Genomic DNA, 20991 nt, shown 5'->3' with positions numbered 1-20991 from the left:
AGCCGGAAGGTTCCGGATTCGTTATCATAACGGAAAGAAAAATTGATCCGGGAGGAACAGTATGAAAGGTCAGGAACAGAACCGCGGGAGAACACAGAACCCGCATGCCGCCGGCCCCAGCCGGGGGTTTGTTCCGCCTGCCGCTGTCCATAACGTCCCGCAGAAGGAATCCCAGTGGTACAATCCCGCCCGGCAGCAGGAACCGCTGTCCTATTACACCCAGCAGAATTCCCAGGCGCAACAGATGCAGCAACCCCCGCAGGGCCGCCATGCTCAACCGGCGCAGCCCCCGCAGGGATATCCGCAGCAGTCCCGGCAGGGTTATTCCGCCCCAGGACAGCAGCAACAGCCGCCCCAGGGATACTATGCGCCTCCGCAACAGCAGCAACCCCCGCAGGGATACTACGCGCCCCGGCAGCAGCAACTGCCTCCGCGGCAGAATCAATACGTCCCTCAGCAGCAGGCTCCGCAGGGTTATTATCCCGGACAGCAGGGACCCGCTGTACCCTACGCCCGGCCCCAGCCGCCCAAGCCCCCGAAGAAGCCCGTCAAATTCCTGCCCATCGCGATCCTTGCGGTGCTGATTATTGTTGCCGCCGTCCTGGGCGCCAACGGCATCCATACCGCCAGGGAACAGGCGGCCGAGCAGGCGGCCATCCAGCAGAAGGCGGATATGATCCAGGCCAAGGTAGAACCCTACCGCAACCGTTTCTGCCCCGGGGTTTATGTGAACGGCATTGACCTGGGCGGCATGACCTATGAGGAAGCCAAAAGCGCCGTTGAATCAGGCATCCAGGCCCAGCATGCCGACTGGAAGGTCACCCTGACCTACGGCAGCAATCACGCCGATATTACCGCGTCAGACCTGAACTTCACCGTGGATGTGACCGGTGTGCTGAACGAGGCCATGCAGCAGGGACACAACGGCACCGATGAGCAGCGTTATAACGACATGCTCCAGCTGGAGCAGACGCCCTACCGCACCTCCACCGCCCGGCCCTCCGCCGGCAACACCCAGCGGATCGACGACCTGCTGGCCATCATCAAAAACTCCATTGACCGGCCGGCCCAGGACGCCTATGTGACCCCGGACCAGGAAAACATCAACGCGCCCTTCCAGTTCTATGACGAGGTGAATGGGCTGACCCTGGATACCGCCCCCATCCGGGAGTGGATCTTTGAGAAGCTTTCCACCATGGAAAACGGCACCTATGAGATAAAGCCCGATCCGGTACAGCCCTCCGTCCGCAAGGCGGACCTCATACAGAAGTATTCCCTCCGGGCCTCCGCCACCACGAAAATACATACCAGCTCCACTGAGGACCGGAACAACAATATCCGCCACGCCCTGTGCGACTTCGTGAACGGGTATAAACTTGCGCCGGGCGAAACCTTCAGTTTCAATACCGTCGTGGGATACCGGACGGCGGAACGGGGCTTCTATCCCGCGCAGGAAATCGCATACGGAAACTATGTGGAAGGTTACGGCGGCGGCGTCTGCCAGGCCAGCACCACCCTGTACCAGGCGGCCCTGTGCGCCGGCCTGCAGATTGTGGAACGCAAGCCGCATTCCGAAAAGGTCCGGTATACGGAGCTGGGCCTGGACGCCACGGTCTACATGGAGAAAGGTTACAAGCATAACAAGGACTTCCGGTTCAAGAACAACACAGACGGGGATATCTACATCTTCGCCACCGTGGAAAAAGACCCGACAGAAAAGAAAAAGAACCGCCTGCGGACACGGGTGGACATCTACGGTCCCTACATGGGCGACGTTCATTATGAGCTGCAGTCCACGATCATTGAAACCCTTTACGCCGAACCTGAGTATAAGAAGGACAAGAAGCACGAATACACCACTTACCCCGGCGAACTGTACCTGTATTCCGAAGGCCGCGAAGGCTACAAGGTGAACGTATACCGGACAAACACCGTCAACCAGCAGTCTGAATGGCTGTATACGGATACATATGAAGCGAAGAAAGCGGTATATTACGAAGGAGTGTAGACAACGAAAGGGCGTGAGAAAACTCACGCCCTTCGTTGTAATGCAGAATTCAGAATGCAGAATGCAGAATGATATATTGTTTATCACTAAAGGTGCAACAAAACAGTAACAAGGTTCCGTTCAGGCTAAAGGTGCTTCCAGCTGTATGTATCATTCTGCCTGTGCGGAAAAGTCCCCAAGAAACATCAATACTGCCGGTAGAATCCATGGTATACTTTTTCCACTGATTGTGAGTTCCGTTTTGCTTTCCGGAAAAGTATAATGATTCAAAAGCGTTTCGGAGGAAACCAAATCATGGATAAGAAAATCCCGTATTTCAAGGCTGAGGAGATTGCCGAAAAGAGCTGGATGATCACCAACGCGTTCGTGGAGAACTCCTACGCCAACTGCTACCTGATCGAGGGCGAAGACTATGCCCTGCTCATCGATTCCATCCTCGGCATGGGCAACCTGAAGGCCTTCTGCGAAACCCTGACGGACAAGCCCATCCGGGTAGCCAACACCCACAGCCATTCCGACCATGTAGGCGGCAACTTCCACTTCGACCACTGCTATATGCCGGACCGGGATATCGCTTCCTTCCAGGACTGCGTGGGCGTCAAAAAGGAACAGGTCATGGAAATCGCCAAAAAGACGGCCCTGCCGGAATACAAGGACCTGATCGAGCCCGACGATAACTTCGTTGACTGGAACGCCATCAAGGTCTACCCGATTTATGACGGGGACATGTTTGACCTGGGCGGCCGGATCATTGAGGTGGTGGACGTGGGCGGCCACACTGCCGGCGAAGTGGTATTCATCGACCACAAGTCCCGCATCGCCTATTCCGGCGACGCCTGCAACGGTAACACCCTGCTGGAGTTCCCGAATTCCCTGCCGATTATCTCCTACCTGCGGAACCTCCTGCACCTGAAGGAACACCAGAAGGAGTTTGACAAAATGTACGGCGGCCACGAGATCTTCGACGCCTCCATCGTGGACGAGGCCATTGAAACCGTGGCAAAGGTAGTGGCCGGCACGGACGATAAGTGCGAGCGTCCCGGTATGATGGGCGGCACCGTCTTCTATGCCGCCGAAAAAGTGAAGGACGGCTATCCCCGGGTGGACGGCAAGCACTTCAACATGAGCTATGTTCCCGAAAAGGTGGCTGTCCCGGAGGAAACAAGGCAGATTATCCGGCTGCCCAAAGAAAAAGAATAACCGGCACAGAAACAAAGGCGGACTGCCATCATGGCAGCCCGCCTGTTCTTTATGGAAGATTACAGTTCGGGAATCTTTACAAGTACCTCTTCCATGCTGTCCATCTCTTTCATATAGTTCCTGTTTTCCGCTTCGAACGTGCCTGCTCCCCACAGCCCGTTCTTTGTTACAATCAAATCAAATGAACCGATTTGTCTCACATTTTTCTGATCAGCCAGCCGCGGCAGGTCTTCCTTCTTCATCACCAGTTCAGTAGTCCCCAGCTCATTGCCTTCCTCATCCATCCACAGGAAAACATGGGGAACATTCATGCTGTAATCCGTGGAGCGCCTTTGCTCAATTTCAGTCACCAGCATACCGTTGTATTTCGTAAGACAGCCGATCCAAAGATCCGTCCTGCCGTCAAAAGCCGTTGAATTTTTCCAGAGCAGACGGCCGTTGGCACTGAACTTAACGACCGCATATTCGCAGAACTCCGTATAGCCGTTCTGATTATGCGGACCGGTTTCCTGCAGAAGGCCCAGATAACCGCCGTCATCTGCTTTCACCAGATCCGTAAGCATTCCTTCTTCCGCGCCTTCCAGCATGAGGGGCAGAACCGTTTCCCAGAGCAGATTTCCCTGGTAATCAACCTTCGCGATCCTGGCACAGGGTCTCAGGCCTGATTCACGTCCGCCAAATACCCTGCCGTCCTCTTCCTCGATCATAATATCAACAACATTCATCGGACTCTGCCTGTTTTCATAGCTGAGGATCACATTTCCATTCCAGTCAATAAATTCATCATAATCTTCTGCATCTTCCGGTATGCACCATATCCGCAAGCCTGAAGTTCTTACACCGTGAGGCATAAATTCCGCGTTCGGAAAAACAAATTCCTTTCCGGTCGGTTCTCCTTCCTGCGTAAAGAATTTCAGTTTCTTACCCACCGGGTTCTGATACGGGGAATTATCGTGCAGTGCTCCGATGGTTCCGTCTTCCAGCACCGCCGCGCCCCAGAACCTGCAGCTGCCCTCCTCCGGATCAACATACTCCCAGCTTACTGTCATATCCGGATTCATACACAGCAGCCGCGCCCTGGAATCCGCATAGTTGCCTACAGTACCCATATCCCCGGAAAAGAGCAGCCGCCCGTCCGGCAGGGTACATTCATAATACAGGCAGTCATAGCCTTCCGTGCCGATATCCACCACTTCATTCGCCAGGGCGGATCCCGCCAACAGCGCCATGCACAGGCACAGCAGCAGCGCACGCCGCAGGAATCGCATCATTTTATCTTTCATTATTGCCATTTTTCCCTGTCCTCCTTCGGATTCCGCCAGCTCTTATCGGTTTCCGAGCCCATTAACGTTCCGTCCAGAGCCACCCGGAAATTCATATTGTCCAGTCCGCCGAAGGTATCCTGTCCCAGTTCCTCATCCGGACGGGTCAGGAACACCCGGTAATAGATCAGGCCACCCGGGCGGCTCCTGCCCGGATAATCCGGCAGCGTCTGTTCCTGCACCAGGTTTGTCACCACTGTCCAGCCATCCAGCGCATTCCCGGGCATCTCCCAGGCCTTGCACACTTCCATCCGGACCAGCTTTTCCGCTTCCGCTATGCTGATTTCCCGGCCGTCCTGCTTCCGCTGTGCAGTCATATCATTGGATGTAATCCGGTATTCCTTCATCAGCAGATCCGCAAGCATAGTATTTTCTGCGCTCCGGTTCTGCGTTTCTCCCAGCAGGGTACGCATCATAGCTGCCGTGTTCACCGTGGAAGCATAGCCTTCGGCGCCGAAAACTTCTGCCACAAAAGCGTCTGTCTCCTGCTCCGTCGGGTTGGTCTTCCACCAATAGGCATGATCCGCCTGCAGCCCGCAGGTCCGGATTTTACTGACCAGCTCCTGTTTCTTTTCCGGGCTCCAGTTGATATACCAGCCGCTGTGCTGTTCCGTTTCCGCGGCGAACACCAGCAGCTGCCATTCCAGCGTCCGGTCCTTCTCCAGGTAGCTTACGGATCCTTCCACCCTGCCGGTAGCCATGTTGACCAGCACGCCGTACTGCAGTTCCACGGCAACGTCATAATGCTTATGAAAATCAATCCGGTACAGCAGCCCGTCTTCCTCGCCGGTTCCCATGTCAATAAAGTCATAGAACCATTCCTTCAGGTTCGCGTCGGTCACACCATACTTCGTCTTCACTTCCGCTTCAGCCAGGTCCAGGGCCTGCCTCATGGCAATCTTCTGCACCGGTTCCACCCAGTTCAGGTATTCCAGGCGGAAAGCTTCCTTGTCCAGATCCTCAATGCGGGTATGGCCGTATTCGTCCACCAGCATGGAAGCGCGGTATCCGCCTTCCGTCTTTTCAATGGTATATCCCGCCCTGACAGGATTCATATCTTTCCGCAGGTCGGTCGCCTTCTCCATGGACTCATCGCTGACTTCCCCGGAGACAGTCCACATGCGGCAGGTTTCATCCCATTCCACCTGGGGCACCATGGCTTCCACAGCCTCCGCGTCCCACTGCCAGCGCCAGTAGTCCGTCATCTGGTCCTTCAGGGCCTTCACGGCATATTCCTCATTGATCACAGGCTTCTCCGGCAGGGTATCCGGCACGGTTTCAATCCCGATCTCATCCCGCAGGTAATAACCCAGCGCGTCGGTATAGGCCTGCATGCCTTCCCGGCTTTCATCCCAGTCCGGATGCTCCGCCAGATACCGTTCATAGAACACCAGCAGCGTATCGGGCGCCAGGCCCAGGCTGTCCTCCTCCATGGGAGCGTTGTAATACAGACTCTCCCGGATCACTTCACCGTAGGTATTGTTGATAATCCGGTCCGCGGCGGCTTCCCTTTCCTCCTTTGCCAGGGTTTCATCACTGGCCGCGGTATACAGTTCCTCATCTATCTCAAAATTGCATTCCTTCATGGTGCCGATAAACTGAAGCTTATCCTCCAGCTGCCAGCGTTCCAGCACGCCTTCCCGTTCCATCTCGGCAACTTTCGCGTAGTATTCATGCACCAGCACACCCACCGCGACGCCCACAACGGAAATCAGCAGCAGCGCCACGGCAATCACAACACCAAAGGACACTTTCGTCCGCTTTTTCATCTCTTCTCCTTTCACGATTTGCCGAACCATCCGGTTCTTCCAGTAATCGGAAGGCTGACAGCCCGTGATCGAAGCGTCCAGGGCGCGGTATAATTCATTTTCCTTCATTTCTCTCAGCCTCCTTCCAGTTCAAGTTTCAGCAGTTTCCTGGCCTTTTCCAGGCTCCGGCTGACCGAGGCCTGGCTGATGCCCAGGGTTTCCGCAATCTCATTCGTTCTCATCCGGTTCCAGTAATACAGGATCACGATCTGCCGTTCCCGGAAGGGGAGTTCCTTCACCATGGTGAGGATTTCCCGGTCCGCAGGATCCGGTTCCGCGATCTGGATTTCATCCAGATCCGCCTTGTGGTCTATATGCTTCCACCACCGGCTGCGGTGATAGTCGTGGCACAGGTTTATGGCCACGCGGATCAGCCAGGCTTTTTCACTCTCCCGCCGGAATCCGCCGCTTTGCCATGCCTTGAGGAAAGTTTCCTGTACTATATCCTGCGCCATCGCCGTATCACCCAGCGTCAGGCGGCATAAACCCAGCAATATACCTGAATAGGCATCCACCAGGCGGTTCAGTTCCTCTTCGCTCATGGAGCCCGGTACCTGGGTCTCCTTTCGCATATGCCCCGCCTCCTCACTTTCCGGATTATCCGTCTTCCCCGGGGCCGCCGGATATCCGTTTCTCCGGGCCTTTCCTCGCCCGTTCACTTATCAGACGGAAAAAAGCAAAACTTTTATTCACGCGGAATAAAAATTTTGCCAATTCATTTTCTGATTATGTATTCCGTACAGCAGAACGCTTCATCGTTCTGCTGTACAACACCGCCGATACCGCGCAGAGCACAGCGCACAGAACCATCGTTCCGGGGATGCTCACATCCGCCATTCCGTTCAGGCCCAGCTCCATCGGCACCGCCAGGCTGCCGCCCACGATGGCGTTCAGGCTCATGGCCGTTGCCCGGTCCGGTGTTTTGATCATTTCATTTTGCATAGAACCGGTCAGCGGGCTGATCAGCGCGCCCGCCGCGGAAATCACCGTAATCAGCATCACGGACAAAAGTCCGGAGGTCGTCACCGCCAGTGCCCCCGCACAAAGGGCTGTCGTCAGCAGAAGTCCCAGGCCCATGCGTTTCCGGCCCAGGCGTTTTGTGATCCTGTGGCTGAGCGGCCCGCACAGGCCAGCCAGCGTCATCACAAGAAACGCCGCGCCAATCATCCGGTCACTCATGCCGCAGCGCACATACAGCTTCTGATTAAAGAAAACCATCATACACTGCATTGTCTCCCCGGCAAGCGTGCAGCACAGCACCAGCTGGATCATGCCCGGCACCCGGAAATGTTCTTTTACCAGGGCCAGCATGCTCCCCTTCTGCTGACACGCTTCCTCCGGCTTCACCTCCGCCAGGAAGAAAGTCAGCACCGCCGCCAGGCCGTAAGCAATCATGGTCCACAGCGCGGCAGCACGGTACTGCCCGCTGAGGAACACCGTATAAACCAGGCCTGAAAGCAGCACACCGGCCTCTCCCACCGCCTGGCACCATCCTTCGTATTTCTGGTTTTTCTCCGGAGGCGCGGAAAGATACAGCATGGAGGAATCCACGCCGCTCAGTCCGCTGAGCACCACCGCCAGCAGCACCCGCTCCGCCAGGAAGCCCGCGAATCCTTCCGCCTGCCAGAAGATAACCTTGGTCACCAGGAACAGGACATTGCAGGCAATCATCGTCCTCCGGTAGCCGATCCTGTCCGCCAGCCAGCCCCAAGGCACCTCCAGCGCCATGCTCAGCGCCAGATTGACCGCCTCGATCGTCCCGATCTGCAGCATACTCAGCCCCGCCGCCTCCCGGTAAAGCGTGGCAACAGAAGCATAAAACACCATACCCTGCAGGAACGTAATCACGCAAAGCAGGGGAATATTCTTTTTTTGCATAACAAAAACACACCTTATCTGATATTCTGAAGCGCACAAAAACAGACCTCTCCCGGGTCTATATCACTTCAGCGTATCAGGTGGGCGTGTTCATCAATCAGGATTCTCCTTCGTATCATTCTGGAAGCAGTATAACCGCTGTCCGGACGGATGTCAATGCGGCAGGCACCGGTAAAAAAGGAAAATATTTACAGGACATGCAAATTACCTCGGCTTATCTTGCCCCTTTCGTCCTTTTTTTCCTCCGGCATTTCAGGTATACTTTCATTGTAACAGGGGCAGACCCTGGCACGAGTGGAAAAGGAGGAACTGAATCATGTATGAGTATTATGTGGAGGCCTGCAACGTCAGGGAGGCCGAGGGCCTGATGAATCAGTTGGCTGCGGAAGGCTGGCGCGTCATCACCGTCACTCCCGATATCGCCAGGGGGCACGGTGTGGTCATCACTTTTGAGCGCCAGAAGGGCTAAAAAAGAAAAACCGGAAATCTCCGGTCAATCAGAAAAAGACTGCCGCGTTTTATGCGGCAGCCTTTTTTGTTTCAGGTCAGATCAGGATTCCTTCGCAGTGATCCAGCTCATGCTGGACAATCTGGGCAGCGTAGCCGGACAGGGTTCCGGTCCGCTTGTTCATGTCCATATCCTGCCAGGTGACGGTAATGCTTCTGTACCGTTTGGTCTTCCGGACGCCGTCCAGGGACAGGCACCCTTCCTCCGTTTCGTACTCCCCGTCCTTATTGATGATCTTCGGGTTCAGCATCACCATGATCAGCGGGCCGTTGCAGAAGGCAATGATCCGTTTCCGCTTTCCGATCATGTTCGCCGCCAGCCCGACACACCGATCCGCGTTGGCCTGCAGCGTGTCCACCAGATCTTCCGCGATCGGCAGATCCGCAGCTGTCGCGTTCAAAGACTTGCGCTGCAGAAAAATCGGATCGTGAATGATCTCCCTTACCATTGTTTCTCCCTCCATGCAATCCTTTGCAGTGTACCACATAGTATAGGAAAAAAAACGTTTCGTTTCAAGCGACTTTGTCACAAAAAGAGACTTTGTCACAAAAAAAGCGGGAACCGAAGTTCCCGCGTGATCACGATTTACCGTTCCTCGCCTGCCGCGAAATAGCGAACCAGCCGCATGATCTTTCCCAGCTCCCGGATGTCCCGTCCCACATGGCCGGTTTCCAGGGAGTGATTGGCATCCGGCGTTTCATACAGCGGGATCCCCAGCCGGTGGCAGTTTGCCCGGATGACGTCCGACTCCGCCCAGGTGTCCGCGGTTCCGTGGAAGGCAATCGCCTTGATACCGGTATAGGCGAAGGTATCCTCCACCGGGGTGAAAAGGATCTGGCGGCAGTCAATGCCGTGTGCCTTGGCGTAGGCAGGGCCGATCACCGTACCAACGCTTTTGCCGACGAAGAGGATATCTTCATACTTGTTCCACCGGATCTTCTTCAGCATGGCTTCCGCCTGCTCCGCGGCCATCCTGACGCACTGTTCCTTTTTCTCCGCGTTGCCCTTCACCCCGGCCGGAAAACCGGAATAGGGCACGCAGACCACTTCCCAGCCCATCTTCTGCAGGAGGCTGCGGCTGTAATACAGCAGCGGCTTGTCACAGGTATAGCCAATTCCCGGGAAAAAGCATGCCAGTTTTTTCTTCGCTTTCATCTGTCCGGATCCTTCATTTGTTTCTTTGTCCGCGCACCGTTGCGCTTCCGGTGATTATGTTCCCGCCCCGCGGGTTTTCTTGATTCAGGTTATAATCTATAATGTCCGTACTTTTTCTCTGACTTCAGTATATGAAATATGTGCGTACACTTCAAGGACTTTGTCACACAAACAGGAAAAAAACAAAAAACGCCTCTTCCGAAACGTTTTTTGTCCCTTTTTACCAGATCAGGGAAGACAGATAGGTAATCAGCGGAATGGAGGCAAGGGAGAGCACCGTGGAAAACACCACCGTCTCCACCGCGTAAGGATAATCCTTGCCGTACAGCTGGGCATACACCGCCACATTGGAGCCCACCGGGCAGGCGGCACAGATCAGCAGCACGGTCCTCATTTCCTGCATGCGCTCCGGCAGGAGCCACAGAAGCAGCAAGGCGATCAGCGGAATTGCCAGCAGCCGGACAGCGGAAATCAGCCCGAGGGATTTGCGCTTCAGCATCCCGGGGATATCCGTCTGCGCCAGGTAAATGCCGACCGTGAACATGGCCAGGGGCGTGTTCAGCCCCGCCACCGTGCGCAGGCCGCCGCTGATGATCTCCGGCAGGGGCAGCTGTAACGCGAACAGCGTAACGCCTGCCAGCAGCGCGATCACAAAAGGCGCCCGGATCAGCTTTTTCGGCTGCAGGCCCTGCAGCACCGGCTGGCCGTTCAGCCGGGAAACCCCGTAAGTCCACTGGCCGATATTCAGCAGCGCGATAAACGGGGCGGCATAAAACACCGCACCCTCCCCCAGAGCGGCAATCACCAGGGGGATACCGAAAAAGCCGGGATTCGAAAAGGAAGAAGCAAAGGCCCCGACCGGGTCCTTCCGGAATACAAAATGGGAAACCAGCACAGACACGAGCAGCAGCACAAAGGACGCGGCGGCGCTCCATAAGAGGCCGTATACATGCTCCGCCGTCCGCTCCACCAGGAACCCGTTGATGATGACCGCAGGCAGGGAGACGTAAATCAGGATATTCCCGATCGTCCGGCTGCCTTCCCGGGTGATCTTGCCGCACCGGAAAAGCAGGAACCCGATGCCCGCCAGCAGGAACATCTGCAGGATCTGTCTGATCAGAATCAAAAACATATGTTTATCCTCCGGCGGCCCGGTCCGTCATCGGAACCCACCGCCGGAAGCATTATAACCGGCCGGTCCCTTCAGCCGCAAGCTTCTCTTTCCGGATTTCTTTTCCCCTTATCCCTCTTCCGCCGGACGCAGGCCTGATTCCGTTTTTCTGTACTTTGAATGTTTTTTCCCTGAAAACCCCGTTTGAAAACCGGCTGCCGGATCGTCTATATATAGAAAACATTTACTGATTGTGCGATGATGAAAGAAAGAATCGCTGACGCTCTTTGAAAGGAGTTTACCATGGAATCATATGAACTGAACGCCTGTGTTGACAGACTGAACACATTGAAGAAAGACGCCCAGAGAACCCAGAAAAAGGGGCTGCCCTTTATCATGGCCTCTGTGGTCATCTGGGGACTGATCTTTATCGCCCGGCTGGTCAGCAAGGACCTGCGGACCGCGAACATGGCAACCTTCGTCTGCTGCTGCCTGCTGTTCCCGATGGCCTTCCTGTTTTCCAAGGCGCTGAAAGCAGAGGTCTTCCGGAAAACCGGCAATCCCATCAACGGCCTCATTATCCTGAGCACCCTGAACCAGCTGCTGTACCTGCTGATCGCCATGTGGGCCTTTGACAGGAAGCCGGACGCCATGCTCATGATCTATGCCATGATCTTCGGGGCGCACCTGCTGCCATACAGCTGGGCTTATGACAGCAAAGCCTACCTTGTCCTGTCCATCGTGGAAACCGTGGGTGCCCTGGTCATCACCCACCTGTGCGGCAGCCTGGCAACCACAGCCTTCATCCTCTGCGGGGAGATCCTGCTGAGCGTGCTGCTATACCGGGAATGTCAAAAGATGTGAGGTAAGGAAACGCCATAAAAAACACCGCCCTTTTCTGCCGGAAAAGGGCGGTTGTTATGGGGGGGTGGGAGGCTTTCTCCCTACTGTTTGCGTTTTGGATTATAGCAAGTCCCCGGATGAAATTCAGTGATTTTGTCACACACCAATTTACTTTTTTGCGGTTTTCTCCAGTTTCTCAAGATCCTTCAGTACAACAGTCCCCCGCCGGTTTTCGATCAGGCCTTCCCCGGCGAAACGCTTGAGCATCCTGCCCACGGTTTCCCGGACGGAATTGACCTGGCGGGCCAGCTCCTCCTGGGTCATCCGGATATCCCGGATCCCGGTTTTCTCATAGGTTTCCAGCAGGTATTTGGCCAGCCGCTTGTCCAGCCGGGAGAAAAGGGTCTGCTCAATCGCGGCAACCACCTGGGAGAACCGCTGGGTTGCCAGCTCATAGGCGAAGCAGCGTACATGGATATTATTCTCGCAGAGCTCGCCGAACAGTTTCACGGGGACAATCAGGATACTGGCAGGCTGCTCAACCACCATATAGGATTCAAAGTTGATCTGTGCCAGCACGCTGGCAGCGGAAATGATGCAGTTATCCCCCTCCTCCAGCCGGAACAGGGTCACTTCCCTGCCTTCATCCGAAAGCAGGTAAGCCCTGGAAGCCCCGCTGAGAAGGTGGACCATGCCCACGCATTCCACATCCGGACCAAAAAGCCGCTCGCCCGGCGCGTAATACCGGATATAGGCGGACTGCGCCACCTGCTGTTTCTCACTCTGCGTAAGTTCATCCCAGTAAGGGAGCTGTTTCAGCGTTTCTGCGTTCATCGGATGTCCCTCCTGTCAGATTCCCGGAATGAATCCCGGGGATTTTATTTGCCTGTGTTTATCTTCTTTGCGTTTTTCAATTGTTTTTGTATTGTTTTTTGTCGGTTTTCATGTCACAATTTGGTTTCCCAGGCGTCTATTAGTATGAGGTGATCAGATGCGGATTGATACATTCGGTCTCCCGGTACCGGTCAAATACCGGGATACAGTGAAAAAGCAGATCCCGCCCAGCTTCCGGCGTCCGGATAAAACGGAAGCCCGGGAGCAGGAAATGGAAAAGCTGCGCAAGATCTACGGTTTCCAGACCATGAGCGAACAGGAGATCGAGGAACGGGCCGCCCGGATCTGGAAGAAATTCACCCGGAAAGTCGGATGGGATAAAGAAGAAGAAAAGGAGAAGTAATTTCTCCTGCGCGATGGATTATAAGCATTATCTTTCAACGTCAGTATAACATTTTTTACACAATTTGACAATAATGTGACCACATCACACAAAACCGGCCGGCATTTCTGCCGGCCGGCGCTGTTTTCAGCTCAGCATTTTACACTCCGGTATCGGGATCCGTTTCCTCCGCAGGAGTCTCATTCACGGGTTCCTCCGCAGGCGTTTCATCCTTTACTTCCTCTGCGGGCTTTTCGGCTTCCGCTTCCTGCGCGGCCTTGCCGATCAGTCCGCCGGTGGTTACGTTCCGGATGGCCTTGGGGATATCCAGTCCGACGGCTTCCTTCACAGCCTCAAAGGTCTGCAGCATGGTGCCGGCAGTGTCCCTCGCCATGGAGGTGGCTCCGCCTTCACCGAAGAGAATGATCTTTTCGGTCTTGCTCAGGGGCTCAGACACCGCGCGGGCGATGTCAGGCAGCTTTTCGGTAACCATCTGCATCATGGCAGCCTGGCCGTAGAGCTGCATGGCTTCGGCCTTTCTCCGCATGGCTTCGGCTTCCGCTTCACCCTTCATCCGGATGGCTTCCGCTTCCTTCTCGGCGGCATACAGGGCAGCGTCCGCTTCCGCCTGCTTGCGGTACTTCTCCGCCTCAGCTTCGGCAATGGCGCGGTCCTTTTCAGCCTTCGCCTTTTCACGGATCTCCACGTTCAGCTTTTCACGCTCGATCTCAACCGCCTGCCGCTTCAGTTCCGTTTCCTTTTCAAGGCGGGTCATTTCAGCAGCCGCGTGCTCGGTGGCAAAGGTCTTGTTGATACGTTCCTGCTCGATCTTGTAGGCCATTTCAGCCTTGGCGCGGGCTTCTTCCGTTTCCTGCTTGAAGGCAGCCTTCTGCACTTCCAGGTCACGATTCTGGCGGGCGATTTCAGCTTCAGCCTGCATTTCGGCAAACTTGGATTCCTTTTCAGCAGCGGCTTCGGCAATACGTTTGTCCTGTTCCTTCTCGGCGACGTTGCGGGCAGCCATGGTGTCGATCACGTTGCCGTCCTTGTCGGAGAAGTTCTGGATCGTCAGGTTGATAATTTCCAGGCCCATGTTGGCCATGTCAGCCATAGCGGCCTTAATGGATTCCTGGGCAAACTTGTCGCGGTTCTGGACCAGTTCAGCGATGGTCATCTGACCGATGATTTCACGCATGTTACCTTCCAGCACGTCCTTGGCCAGGGCTTTGATCTGCTCGCCGTTATAATGCAGCAGCTGCTCGGCCGCGGTAGCGATGGACAGGTCGTCAGAACCGATCTTGATGTTCGCCACGGCGTCCACCAGCACGGAAATGTATTCCTTGGTAGGCACCGGCTGGGCCGTGCGGATATCCACCTGGTTCAGGCACATATCCAGCTGGTCAATCCGTTCAATGGCGGGGATATAGAAGGTGGCGCCGCCGCGGATGATCCGGTATCCGAACTTCTTGGCGGAAACCGTGCCGTCCGAGTTGCGAACCTTGTAGTTCCGGCGGATCAGGCCGGAAATGATCAGCGCGGTATCCGGGGGAGCAATCTTATACCGGGGAATGAACTTGAGCAGGATGATAATCGCAACAATGGCGATCAGGATCCAGTGCCAGCTGTTCTGAATGAAATTGAGAATTGCGTCCATGGGTTTACTCCTTTCAATGATTGATGTATGTCAGTTTATTGTTCCCGTGTTACATCCACCGTTTCGAAGGGGCTCACTCTCCGTTCATATGATCGCTTTGACGGTTTCCTTACCGTCGAAGTTATTTTATGGTTTCTGCGATACATAATACAGCACAAACGCTGAAAAATAAACCGGTCTATTTTGCAAGACCGGAAAAAAACAAGCTTTTTTCCATCAGACCGTCAGGTGCGCGTACGGCAGTTCGTTGCTGATGCAGTATGCTTCCGCGTAACTGCCCTCCGCAACGTAGATCATCTCCAGGCTTTCACTGCCGTCAAACACGGAATCCCCGATAGAGGTGACCGTGTCCGGCAGGATAATCTCCCTCAGGCCCGGGCAGAAGGCAAAGGCGTAATTGCCAATGGAAGTAACCCCGTCCTCCACCACAATCCGGGAGATTTTGTGATCCTCCCAGGGCGTATCCACACACAGCATGCGGCGGTTTCCATCCGCCCCGCGGTCTCCGGGGATTCCTTTATAGTCATTCATCCGTCCGCTGCCGGTAATTGTCAGCGTACCGTCCTTCAGGTTCCATTTCAGGTTTTCCCCGCAGGAGCTTTTCATGCCGTATATCAGCATCAGCAAAACCGCGACAAGCAGCAGCAAAATCCACATTTTGCTCTTTCGGATGTCCATTGAAATATCCCTCCGGATAGTCTGTCGTTCTCTGTCAATTAATGAACGCGGCATGAATCCCTTTTCTTCCCTGTTCCACGCCCCGGCCGGAACAAATTCCTCATTGCTTCCTGACAAAAAGTATACCGGCCCGGTTGTATCAAAGTCATCAAGCTGTTGTAACAATGGTGTAAATTGTGGACCCTGCCTCCGGCCCGGCACAAAAAAGGACAGTGCGGTCTGTCCGCACTGTCCTCCCGTTTTTCCGTTTCTGTCACGCTTTATCCGGTTTATGAACGCCGATATACCAGTTCTCATCCACTTCCGCGATCTCGTAATAGGCCGCCTGGAGATATTCCTCCTGGAGGAGCGCCGCCTCCGGGTCCTTTTCCGTGTGCGGAAGATAGAACATCTTGATCCGGCTGTAGTTCTCCCCGGCCAGCTCAATGTTGAGGATCTCGCCCTTGCTGCCGTCATACTTGATCATCGTCAGCCCTTTGAGCAGGGAAAACGCGTCCAGCATGGCGCTCTGTTCTTCCTTCGCGAAGTACGCGTCATTTTTCAGCTCTTCCAGGCTGTGCAGGCTCGAATTATACGGATGCACATGCCTGAACAGGTAATTGCTGAACTCCTGTTTCCCCAGCATGATGGAAGCGGCGGCCGTCAGCCGGCTGTTCGTTTCCGGATCCGCAAGCAGGCTGCGGCAGTCCTCCATGGTTGTCCGCTCCGGTTGTTTCCTGCCGGACATGGACGCAAACGCACCGGCCGCGATCAGGATCAGCACGATCAGAATCAGCCAGAACCGATATCTCTTCACAAACTTTTTCATTTACTTATTCTCCGCGTAAGAATACTTCAGGTTGTTCCGGATGCAGAAGCTTTCTGCGGCGCTGTCCCGCCCGACAACCAGGCGAAGATTGGGACAGTATTCAAACGCCGTTTCATCCAGCCTGGTTACGGAATCCGGAATCCTGAGTTCGTACATGCTTGAACAACCGCCAAACGCATGCGCCTCAATGGACGTTACAGTATCCGGGATTTGGATATCCGTCAGCGAATTGCAATTCTCGAGGATTGCAAACTCAATGCAGTCAAGGGTCGATGGCAGTTTGATCTTCCGCAGGCTGAAGCAGCCCTGAAACGCACAGGATCCGATCGTTTTGACCGACTCCGGAACCTGAATTGCAGTGATCGCGGTTTCCCCGAAAGCTTCACTGCCGATAGAGACAAGCGTTTCAGGCAGGTCAATCTCTGTCACCTTATCCAGGTAGGTAAAAGCGCGGTCTCCGATAGATGTGACGCCCTCTTCCACAATAATGGTATCGATCGGTCTTGCGTCCCACGGCGAGGTGACGCCGGCAACGGAGTTCCCAGACATTTTGGTGGTATAATTGTCCATTGCTCCGGTGCCGGAAATGGTCAGCGTACCGTCTTCCAGCTTCCAGGACAGATTCGCACCGCAGCGGCCTTCCTCGTATACGCTGCCGGAATTCTCCGGCTTTGTACCGTCGATATATGTATAGGGCAGTCCCTGTTTGCGGCAGTATTCCTCCGCGTAGCTGCCCCGGGCAACAATGACGTTCTCCAGGCCTGTACATTCCCCAAAGGCCTTGCTGCCGATGTCAAAGACGGCGGCGGGCAGGTTAATCTCCCTCAGGCTGCTGCAGTAGCAGAACGCATATGTGTCAATACGCTGAACAGTCTCTGGCAGGACAATATCCCGCAGGACGTCACAACCGCAGAACATATCTGCGGGAATCAGCTTGATACCGGCAGGCAGCTTCACGCTTTCCAGGGAATGGCAGCCGAAGAAGAGGCTCGCCCCGATGGAGGTGAGGGAATCAGGCAGGTCCATATCCACCACTTTGGTAAAACCGAAAGCATAGGATCCGGCTGCTTTCAGCGTATCCGGCAGATGGATCGTCCGAAGCATTTCACAGTGGTAGAACGCATAGCTTCCGATCCGTTCCACGCCTTCCTCAACCACTACCCGGTAAATTGTGCGGCCGTACCAGGGCGCCGTTGTGCGCAGGAGGAATGACCCGCCGTATTCATCAGGCTCGGAATAAATTGCATCATAATCATCCATTTTCCCAAACCCGGAAATGGTCAGCGTACCGTCATTGTCCAGCGTCCAGATCAGGTTTTTACCGCAGACGCCGTGCGGCGCTTCTGTCGGAATGGCTTCCGTACTGCTGCCCGTGTAGATATATTCAATATCCCTCAGGCTGCAGTACTGTTCAGCGTAGCTGTCCTTCGGCACAATAACAGTCTTCAGTTTTTCGCAGCCGTCAAAAGCAAACTCCCCAAGCGCCTGGAGGGAATCAGGCAGGGTGACGGTATTCAGCGCCGTACAGTTATGGAATACATACATTCCGGCGTTGGTGACAGACTCCGGCAGGGTGATCTCCGCAAGCTTCGTACAGTTTTCAAAAGCCGCCGCCCCGATGGACGTCAGGGAAGCAGAAAGCCGGATTTCCGTCAGGCCGGTACATTCGCTGAACACAAACATTCCGATCTCGGTCACCGAATCCGGCAAAGCGGCCGTCGTCAGTTTCTCGCAATGCTCGAAAGCGCCCTCCCCGATGGAAGTGAGGGATCCCGGCAGGGAAACCTCTGTCATGGCGCAGCCGGTAAAGGCCTGGGACCCGATATACGTAACTCCTTCCTCAATCACAACCCGGGCGATGCCGCTGTTGCTGTCGCTCCACGGTGCGGAGGATCCGTACTGTGTTTTGCCGTTTTTATCCGGTTCTTTCCGGATCTCAACATAATTTTCCATCCTGCCCGTACCGGAAATCCGCAGCGTACCGTCTTCCTCCAGCGTCCAGGTCAGGTCTTTGCCGCAGGTGTTTTTCGCCTTCTCCACAGCGATCGGTACGGGTGCCGGCGTCTCCTCCGGAACAGCGCTGCCGCTGTTATACGGGAGGTTGTTCTCAACACAGTACTGTTCGGCATAGCTTCCCGGTACCACTGCCACGTCCTTCAGCTTTTCGCAGCCGGCGAACGCGTCTTCCCCGATTGTGCTGACAGAAGCGGGCAGGGTGATCGTTCTCAGGCTTCCGCACTGGCTGAACGCTTTCTTTCCGATTTCGGTCACGCTTTCCGGCAGGGTGATTTCACGCAGCAGGATGCAGTTTTCAAAGGCAAATTTCCCGATCACTGTCACTGTATCGGGCAGGACAACCGTTTTCAGCTGTTCGCATCCCCAGAACGCGAAAGCGCCGATGGAGGTAATACCGGGCTCCACCACCACCCGCGTGATCTTCTGGCCGTCCCACGGCGCGGTCGTCTGCTGGCTGCCGCCCATCATGCGCATATAGTTATCCATTGCTCCCGTGCCGGAAATCATCAGGGTGCCGTTTTCCAGCTTCCAGCCTATGCCGTCCCCGCCTTCGCTGCCGAAGACCACAGGCGCCTGTGCGTAGGCGTAGGGCAGGCCGGCTTTCGCGCAGAACGTTTCCGCATAGCTGTCCCTTTCCACAACCACCTTTTCAAGGCTTTCACAGGACGCGAACGCACCGGCCTCAATCCTGGTCAGGGAAGCAGGCAGGTTGATTTCCTTCAGGCTGAAGCAAGCATAAAAAGCCGTTTCCGCAATGGACTTCACGCTGTCGGACAGGGTGATTTTTTCAATGGCATTGCAACACTGGAACGCGCCGTATTCAAGCTCCGTAAGCGCTTCCGGCAGGATGACGTTCCTCAGCCCGCGGCAGTCTCCGAACGCGGAAACACCGATTGTCTCAACGCCCTCCGGGAAAAGAAAGTCCGTCATGTTTTCACAGTAACAGAACGCTTTATCCCCGATGGATTTCAGGGTGTCCGGCAGGGAAACGGTGATCAGCTCCGTATGGCAGTTAAACGCGTTGGCCCCGATGGACGTAACGCCTTCCTCAATCACAAGGGATCTGAACTTCAGTCCGTCCCAGGGAGCGGTTGTGCCGGGCAGGGTATACCAAAGATAGGGCTTCTGTACGCTTTCATCCGTCCTGAAATCCGGCATTGCCCCCGTGCCGGAAATCGTCAGCGTTTCGTTTTCCAACTTCCAGGTCAGATTGTCGCCGCAGGTACCCTCCTCATCCGCCAGGGCAGGCGCGGCAAACACTGCTGTAAGCAGCAAGGCGAACAGCAGGCAGGTCCATAATCTGTACCTGAATGGTTTCATGCGCAACCCCTCCGTGTCAATCTGACAACTCCATTATATAGGAAGAAATGTATCAAGGTCATTAACGCGATGTAACAACGTTGTAAATTTTTTACCGGAAAACCACGGCAGCCGGAGGAGGAAATCCTCCGCCGGCTGTCAGTTCCAGTCATCAATTGTCAGCTGCTCCGGTTCCCGGACAAGGCCGTGGCAGTATCCGTAATACCAGCATTCATAAGGCTTTGAGCACTGTTCCCCGCAGGGGACGTCCGGTTCTTCCCGCTCCTTGGTCATACGGTTCAGGTCCCAGATGTTGTCATTGATCCAGTCGTAGTACTCCCGGGCCTGTTTTGTGACGTCATTGGAGACGAAAGGGTTCTCCTCATCCGGCCCATGGGTCACGATAAAGATCCGGTCAATCCGCAGGCCGGTTCTCCGGATAATGTAATACTGGAAGGCCGCGTCCCGGATAAACTGCTCATAGACCGCCGGCGCGTTCTTTACCTCATACAGGTCATGGCCGGTTTCCGTTTTCCGCAGGAGATCCACGGCACAGTAGTTGTTGTAATTGCTGAAGGCCGCCTCGCAGATCACCGGCACACCCCGGAGCAGGGCATCCTGCGTTCTGGCCAGCATGGCCTGCTTGTCCGGAATCCGGGTACCCGGCCGGTACACGGTCATTTCCTCATAGGGGCCGAACATGGCCATGGCCCGGTCGCCGAAATCGTTGCCCGCGTCCAGCCGGACCTGGACCTCCGGCGGAATGACCCGCAGCCCGGGCTTATGCCTGTCCAGCCAGAGCATCTTCCGGCACTGCATGCCCCGCATAAAATCCGTTTTGGTAATGGCCATGGTTTCTTCCTTCCGGCACGTTATTTCCCGCAGATTATACCATTTTTGCCAGGCAGGAACAATCCGGACCCGCCGCAAAGCGTGTATTGCGCATCCGCGTCACGGGAACTTCTGAACGCCTATTTTTCACCAGCCGGACAATAACCCCCCTGTATTGTTCCGTCTTCGCCCTGTTATCCCGGATCCGGACATGGTATACTTGCACCGTCGGATAACAGACCCGGATTGATTGAAAGGAGGATCATTCCCATGCGGACCGACTGGGTCATGAGAAGTTTCCCGGAAGAAGAGAAAAAGCAGCCCCCGCGTCAGGAGGACAAGCCCATCTCCCCCGCGGTCGGACTGGGGATCGTGGCATTCCTCATGTTTCTTCCTTTTGTGGGCAAACTTTTCAGCGCTGTCCTCCTCGTATTCGGGACCATCTTCCGTTTCCTCTCCGGCATACTGAAGGAATTCTTCCGCGCCGCTCCTGATGTAGCTGCTTTCCTGACCGGCATCTGCATCGGCCTGAGGCTGTATTACCGTTTCCGCAGGAACAAAAACACCGCTGAAGAGGCGAAGGCACAGCAGCCTTCCGCCTACGTACCGGAAGAAGAGATTCCCGCACCCCAGGTTCATCACGCGATCAAATAAAC

Annotated in this window: 19 protein-coding genes; 6 read left to right on the top strand and 13 right to left on the bottom strand. The window is 55.2% G+C overall.

Annotation, left to right across the window (positions count from 1 at the left end; all coding sequences use genetic code 11):
- Positions 1 to 61: 61 nt before the first annotated feature.
- Together JRC49_09285 and JRC49_09280 are read left to right on the top strand one after the other, a co-directional pair.
- Positions 62 to 2008 carry a VanW family protein gene (locus JRC49_09285; GenBank protein ID QTE70000.1) on the top strand — a complete coding sequence of 649 codons (1947 nt, stop codon included), beginning with the start codon at positions 62 to 64 and terminating at the stop codon, positions 2006 to 2008.
- 294 nt (positions 2009 to 2302) lie between these two features.
- Positions 2303 to 3208 (top strand): MBL fold metallo-hydrolase, encoded by a 906-nt coding sequence (locus tag JRC49_09280; protein ID QTE69999.1) that lies wholly within the window; start codon positions 2303 to 2305, stop codon positions 3206 to 3208.
- A 59-nt stretch (positions 3209 to 3267) separates the two neighbouring features.
- On the opposite strand, the gene JRC49_09275 is transcribed toward JRC49_09280, so the two are convergent.
- From JRC49_09275 to JRC49_09260, 4 genes are all read right to left on the bottom strand, one after another.
- Positions 3268 to 4500 carry a hypothetical protein gene (locus tag JRC49_09275; GenBank protein QTE69998.1) on the bottom strand — a complete coding sequence of 411 codons (1233 nt, stop codon included), beginning with the start codon at positions 4498 to 4500 and terminating at the stop codon, positions 3268 to 3270.
- Entirely contained in the window at positions 4491 to 6407 is a 1917-nt protein-coding gene (locus tag JRC49_09270) for a hypothetical protein (GenBank protein QTE69997.1), read from the bottom strand. Before JRC49_09270 ends, JRC49_09275 begins: the two co-directional genes overlap by 10 nt.
- Before the next feature lie 5 nt (positions 6408 to 6412).
- On the bottom strand, positions 6413 to 6910 hold the full coding sequence (locus JRC49_09265) for a sigma-70 family RNA polymerase sigma factor (protein ID QTE69996.1): 498 nt from the start codon (positions 6908 to 6910) through the stop codon (positions 6413 to 6415).
- 154 nt (positions 6911 to 7064) lie between these two features.
- A complete protein-coding gene (locus JRC49_09260) occupies positions 7065 to 8216 on the bottom strand; it encodes an MFS transporter (GenBank protein ID QTE69995.1) in 1152 nt (383 codons plus the stop codon).
- A gap of 316 nt (positions 8217 to 8532) precedes the next feature.
- Here JRC49_09260 and JRC49_09255 point away from each other — a divergent pair, with 316 nt between their 5' ends.
- Entirely contained in the window at positions 8533 to 8685 is a 153-nt protein-coding gene (locus tag JRC49_09255) for a DUF4177 domain-containing protein (GenBank protein ID QTE69994.1), read from the top strand.
- Between the two features lie 76 nt (positions 8686 to 8761).
- Here the strand turns inward: JRC49_09255 and JRC49_09250 are convergent, their stop codons facing one another.
- The 3 genes from JRC49_09250 to JRC49_09240 all read right to left on the bottom strand — a co-directional run bounded on the left by JRC49_09250 (position 8762) and on the right by JRC49_09240 (position 11011).
- On the bottom strand, positions 8762 to 9172 hold the full coding sequence (locus JRC49_09250; protein ID QTE69993.1) for a peptide deformylase: 411 nt from the start codon (positions 9170 to 9172) through the stop codon (positions 8762 to 8764).
- A gap of 137 nt (positions 9173 to 9309) precedes the next feature.
- The gene (locus tag JRC49_09245) at positions 9310 to 9879 is read right to left on the bottom strand and encodes an alpha/beta hydrolase (protein ID QTE69992.1); all 570 of its coding nucleotides are present in this window, start codon (positions 9877 to 9879) and stop codon (positions 9310 to 9312) included.
- 220 nt (positions 9880 to 10099) lie between these two features.
- Positions 10100 to 11011, bottom strand: coding sequence for an AEC family transporter (locus JRC49_09240; protein ID QTE69991.1), 912 nt, complete (start codon positions 11009 to 11011; stop codon positions 10100 to 10102).
- A 282-nt stretch (positions 11012 to 11293) separates the two neighbouring features.
- On the opposite strand from JRC49_09240, the gene JRC49_09235 reads away from it, so the two are divergent.
- A complete protein-coding gene (locus tag JRC49_09235) occupies positions 11294 to 11854 on the top strand; it encodes a hypothetical protein (GenBank protein ID QTE69990.1) in 561 nt (186 codons plus the stop codon).
- A gap of 147 nt (positions 11855 to 12001) precedes the next feature.
- Here the strand turns inward: JRC49_09235 and JRC49_09230 are convergent, their stop codons facing one another.
- Positions 12002 to 12667 carry a Crp/Fnr family transcriptional regulator gene (locus JRC49_09230; GenBank protein QTE69989.1) on the bottom strand — a complete coding sequence of 222 codons (666 nt, stop codon included), beginning with the start codon at positions 12665 to 12667 and terminating at the stop codon, positions 12002 to 12004.
- A gap of 157 nt (positions 12668 to 12824) precedes the next feature.
- On the opposite strand from JRC49_09230, the gene JRC49_09225 reads away from it, so the two are divergent.
- Positions 12825 to 13070: a hypothetical protein gene (locus JRC49_09225; GenBank protein QTE69988.1), complete on the top strand. Its 246-nt coding sequence runs from the start codon at positions 12825 to 12827 to the stop codon at positions 13068 to 13070.
- 139 nt (positions 13071 to 13209) lie between these two features.
- Here the strand turns inward: JRC49_09225 and JRC49_09220 are convergent, their stop codons facing one another.
- The 5 genes from JRC49_09220 to JRC49_09200 form a co-directional block, all read right to left on the bottom strand.
- Positions 13210 to 14703 (bottom strand): hypothetical protein, encoded by a 1494-nt coding sequence (locus JRC49_09220; protein QTE69987.1) that lies wholly within the window; start codon positions 14701 to 14703, stop codon positions 13210 to 13212.
- A gap of 216 nt (positions 14704 to 14919) precedes the next feature.
- Positions 14920 to 15381 carry a leucine-rich repeat protein gene (locus JRC49_09215; GenBank protein ID QTE69986.1) on the bottom strand — a complete coding sequence of 154 codons (462 nt, stop codon included), beginning with the start codon at positions 15379 to 15381 and terminating at the stop codon, positions 14920 to 14922.
- Positions 15382 to 15634: 253 nt separating this feature from the next.
- Positions 15635 to 16189, bottom strand: a complete 555-nt coding sequence (locus JRC49_09210; GenBank protein ID QTE69985.1) for a hypothetical protein — start codon at positions 16187 to 16189, stop codon at positions 15635 to 15637.
- Complete coding sequence (locus JRC49_09205; GenBank protein QTE69984.1) at positions 16190 to 19525, bottom strand: leucine-rich repeat domain-containing protein; 3336 nt, start codon at positions 19523 to 19525, stop codon at positions 16190 to 16192.
- A gap of 138 nt (positions 19526 to 19663) precedes the next feature.
- On the bottom strand, positions 19664 to 20356 hold the full coding sequence (locus JRC49_09200) for a hypothetical protein (GenBank protein ID QTE69983.1): 693 nt from the start codon (positions 20354 to 20356) through the stop codon (positions 19664 to 19666).
- Positions 20357 to 20605: 249 nt separating this feature from the next.
- On the opposite strand from JRC49_09200, the gene JRC49_09195 reads away from it, so the two are divergent.
- On the top strand, positions 20606 to 20989 hold the full coding sequence (locus tag JRC49_09195) for a hypothetical protein (protein ID QTE69982.1): 384 nt from the start codon (positions 20606 to 20608) through the stop codon (positions 20987 to 20989).
- Positions 20990 to 20991 lie beyond the last annotated feature (2 nt).

It is taken from the genome of Clostridiales bacterium FE2011 (assembly GCA_017569305.1).
GTDB lineage: Bacteria > Bacillota > Clostridia > Christensenellales > Aristaeellaceae > Aristaeella.
Note: the sequence above shows the minus strand (reverse complement) of the source record. Positions and strands in the feature narration are given on the sequence as shown.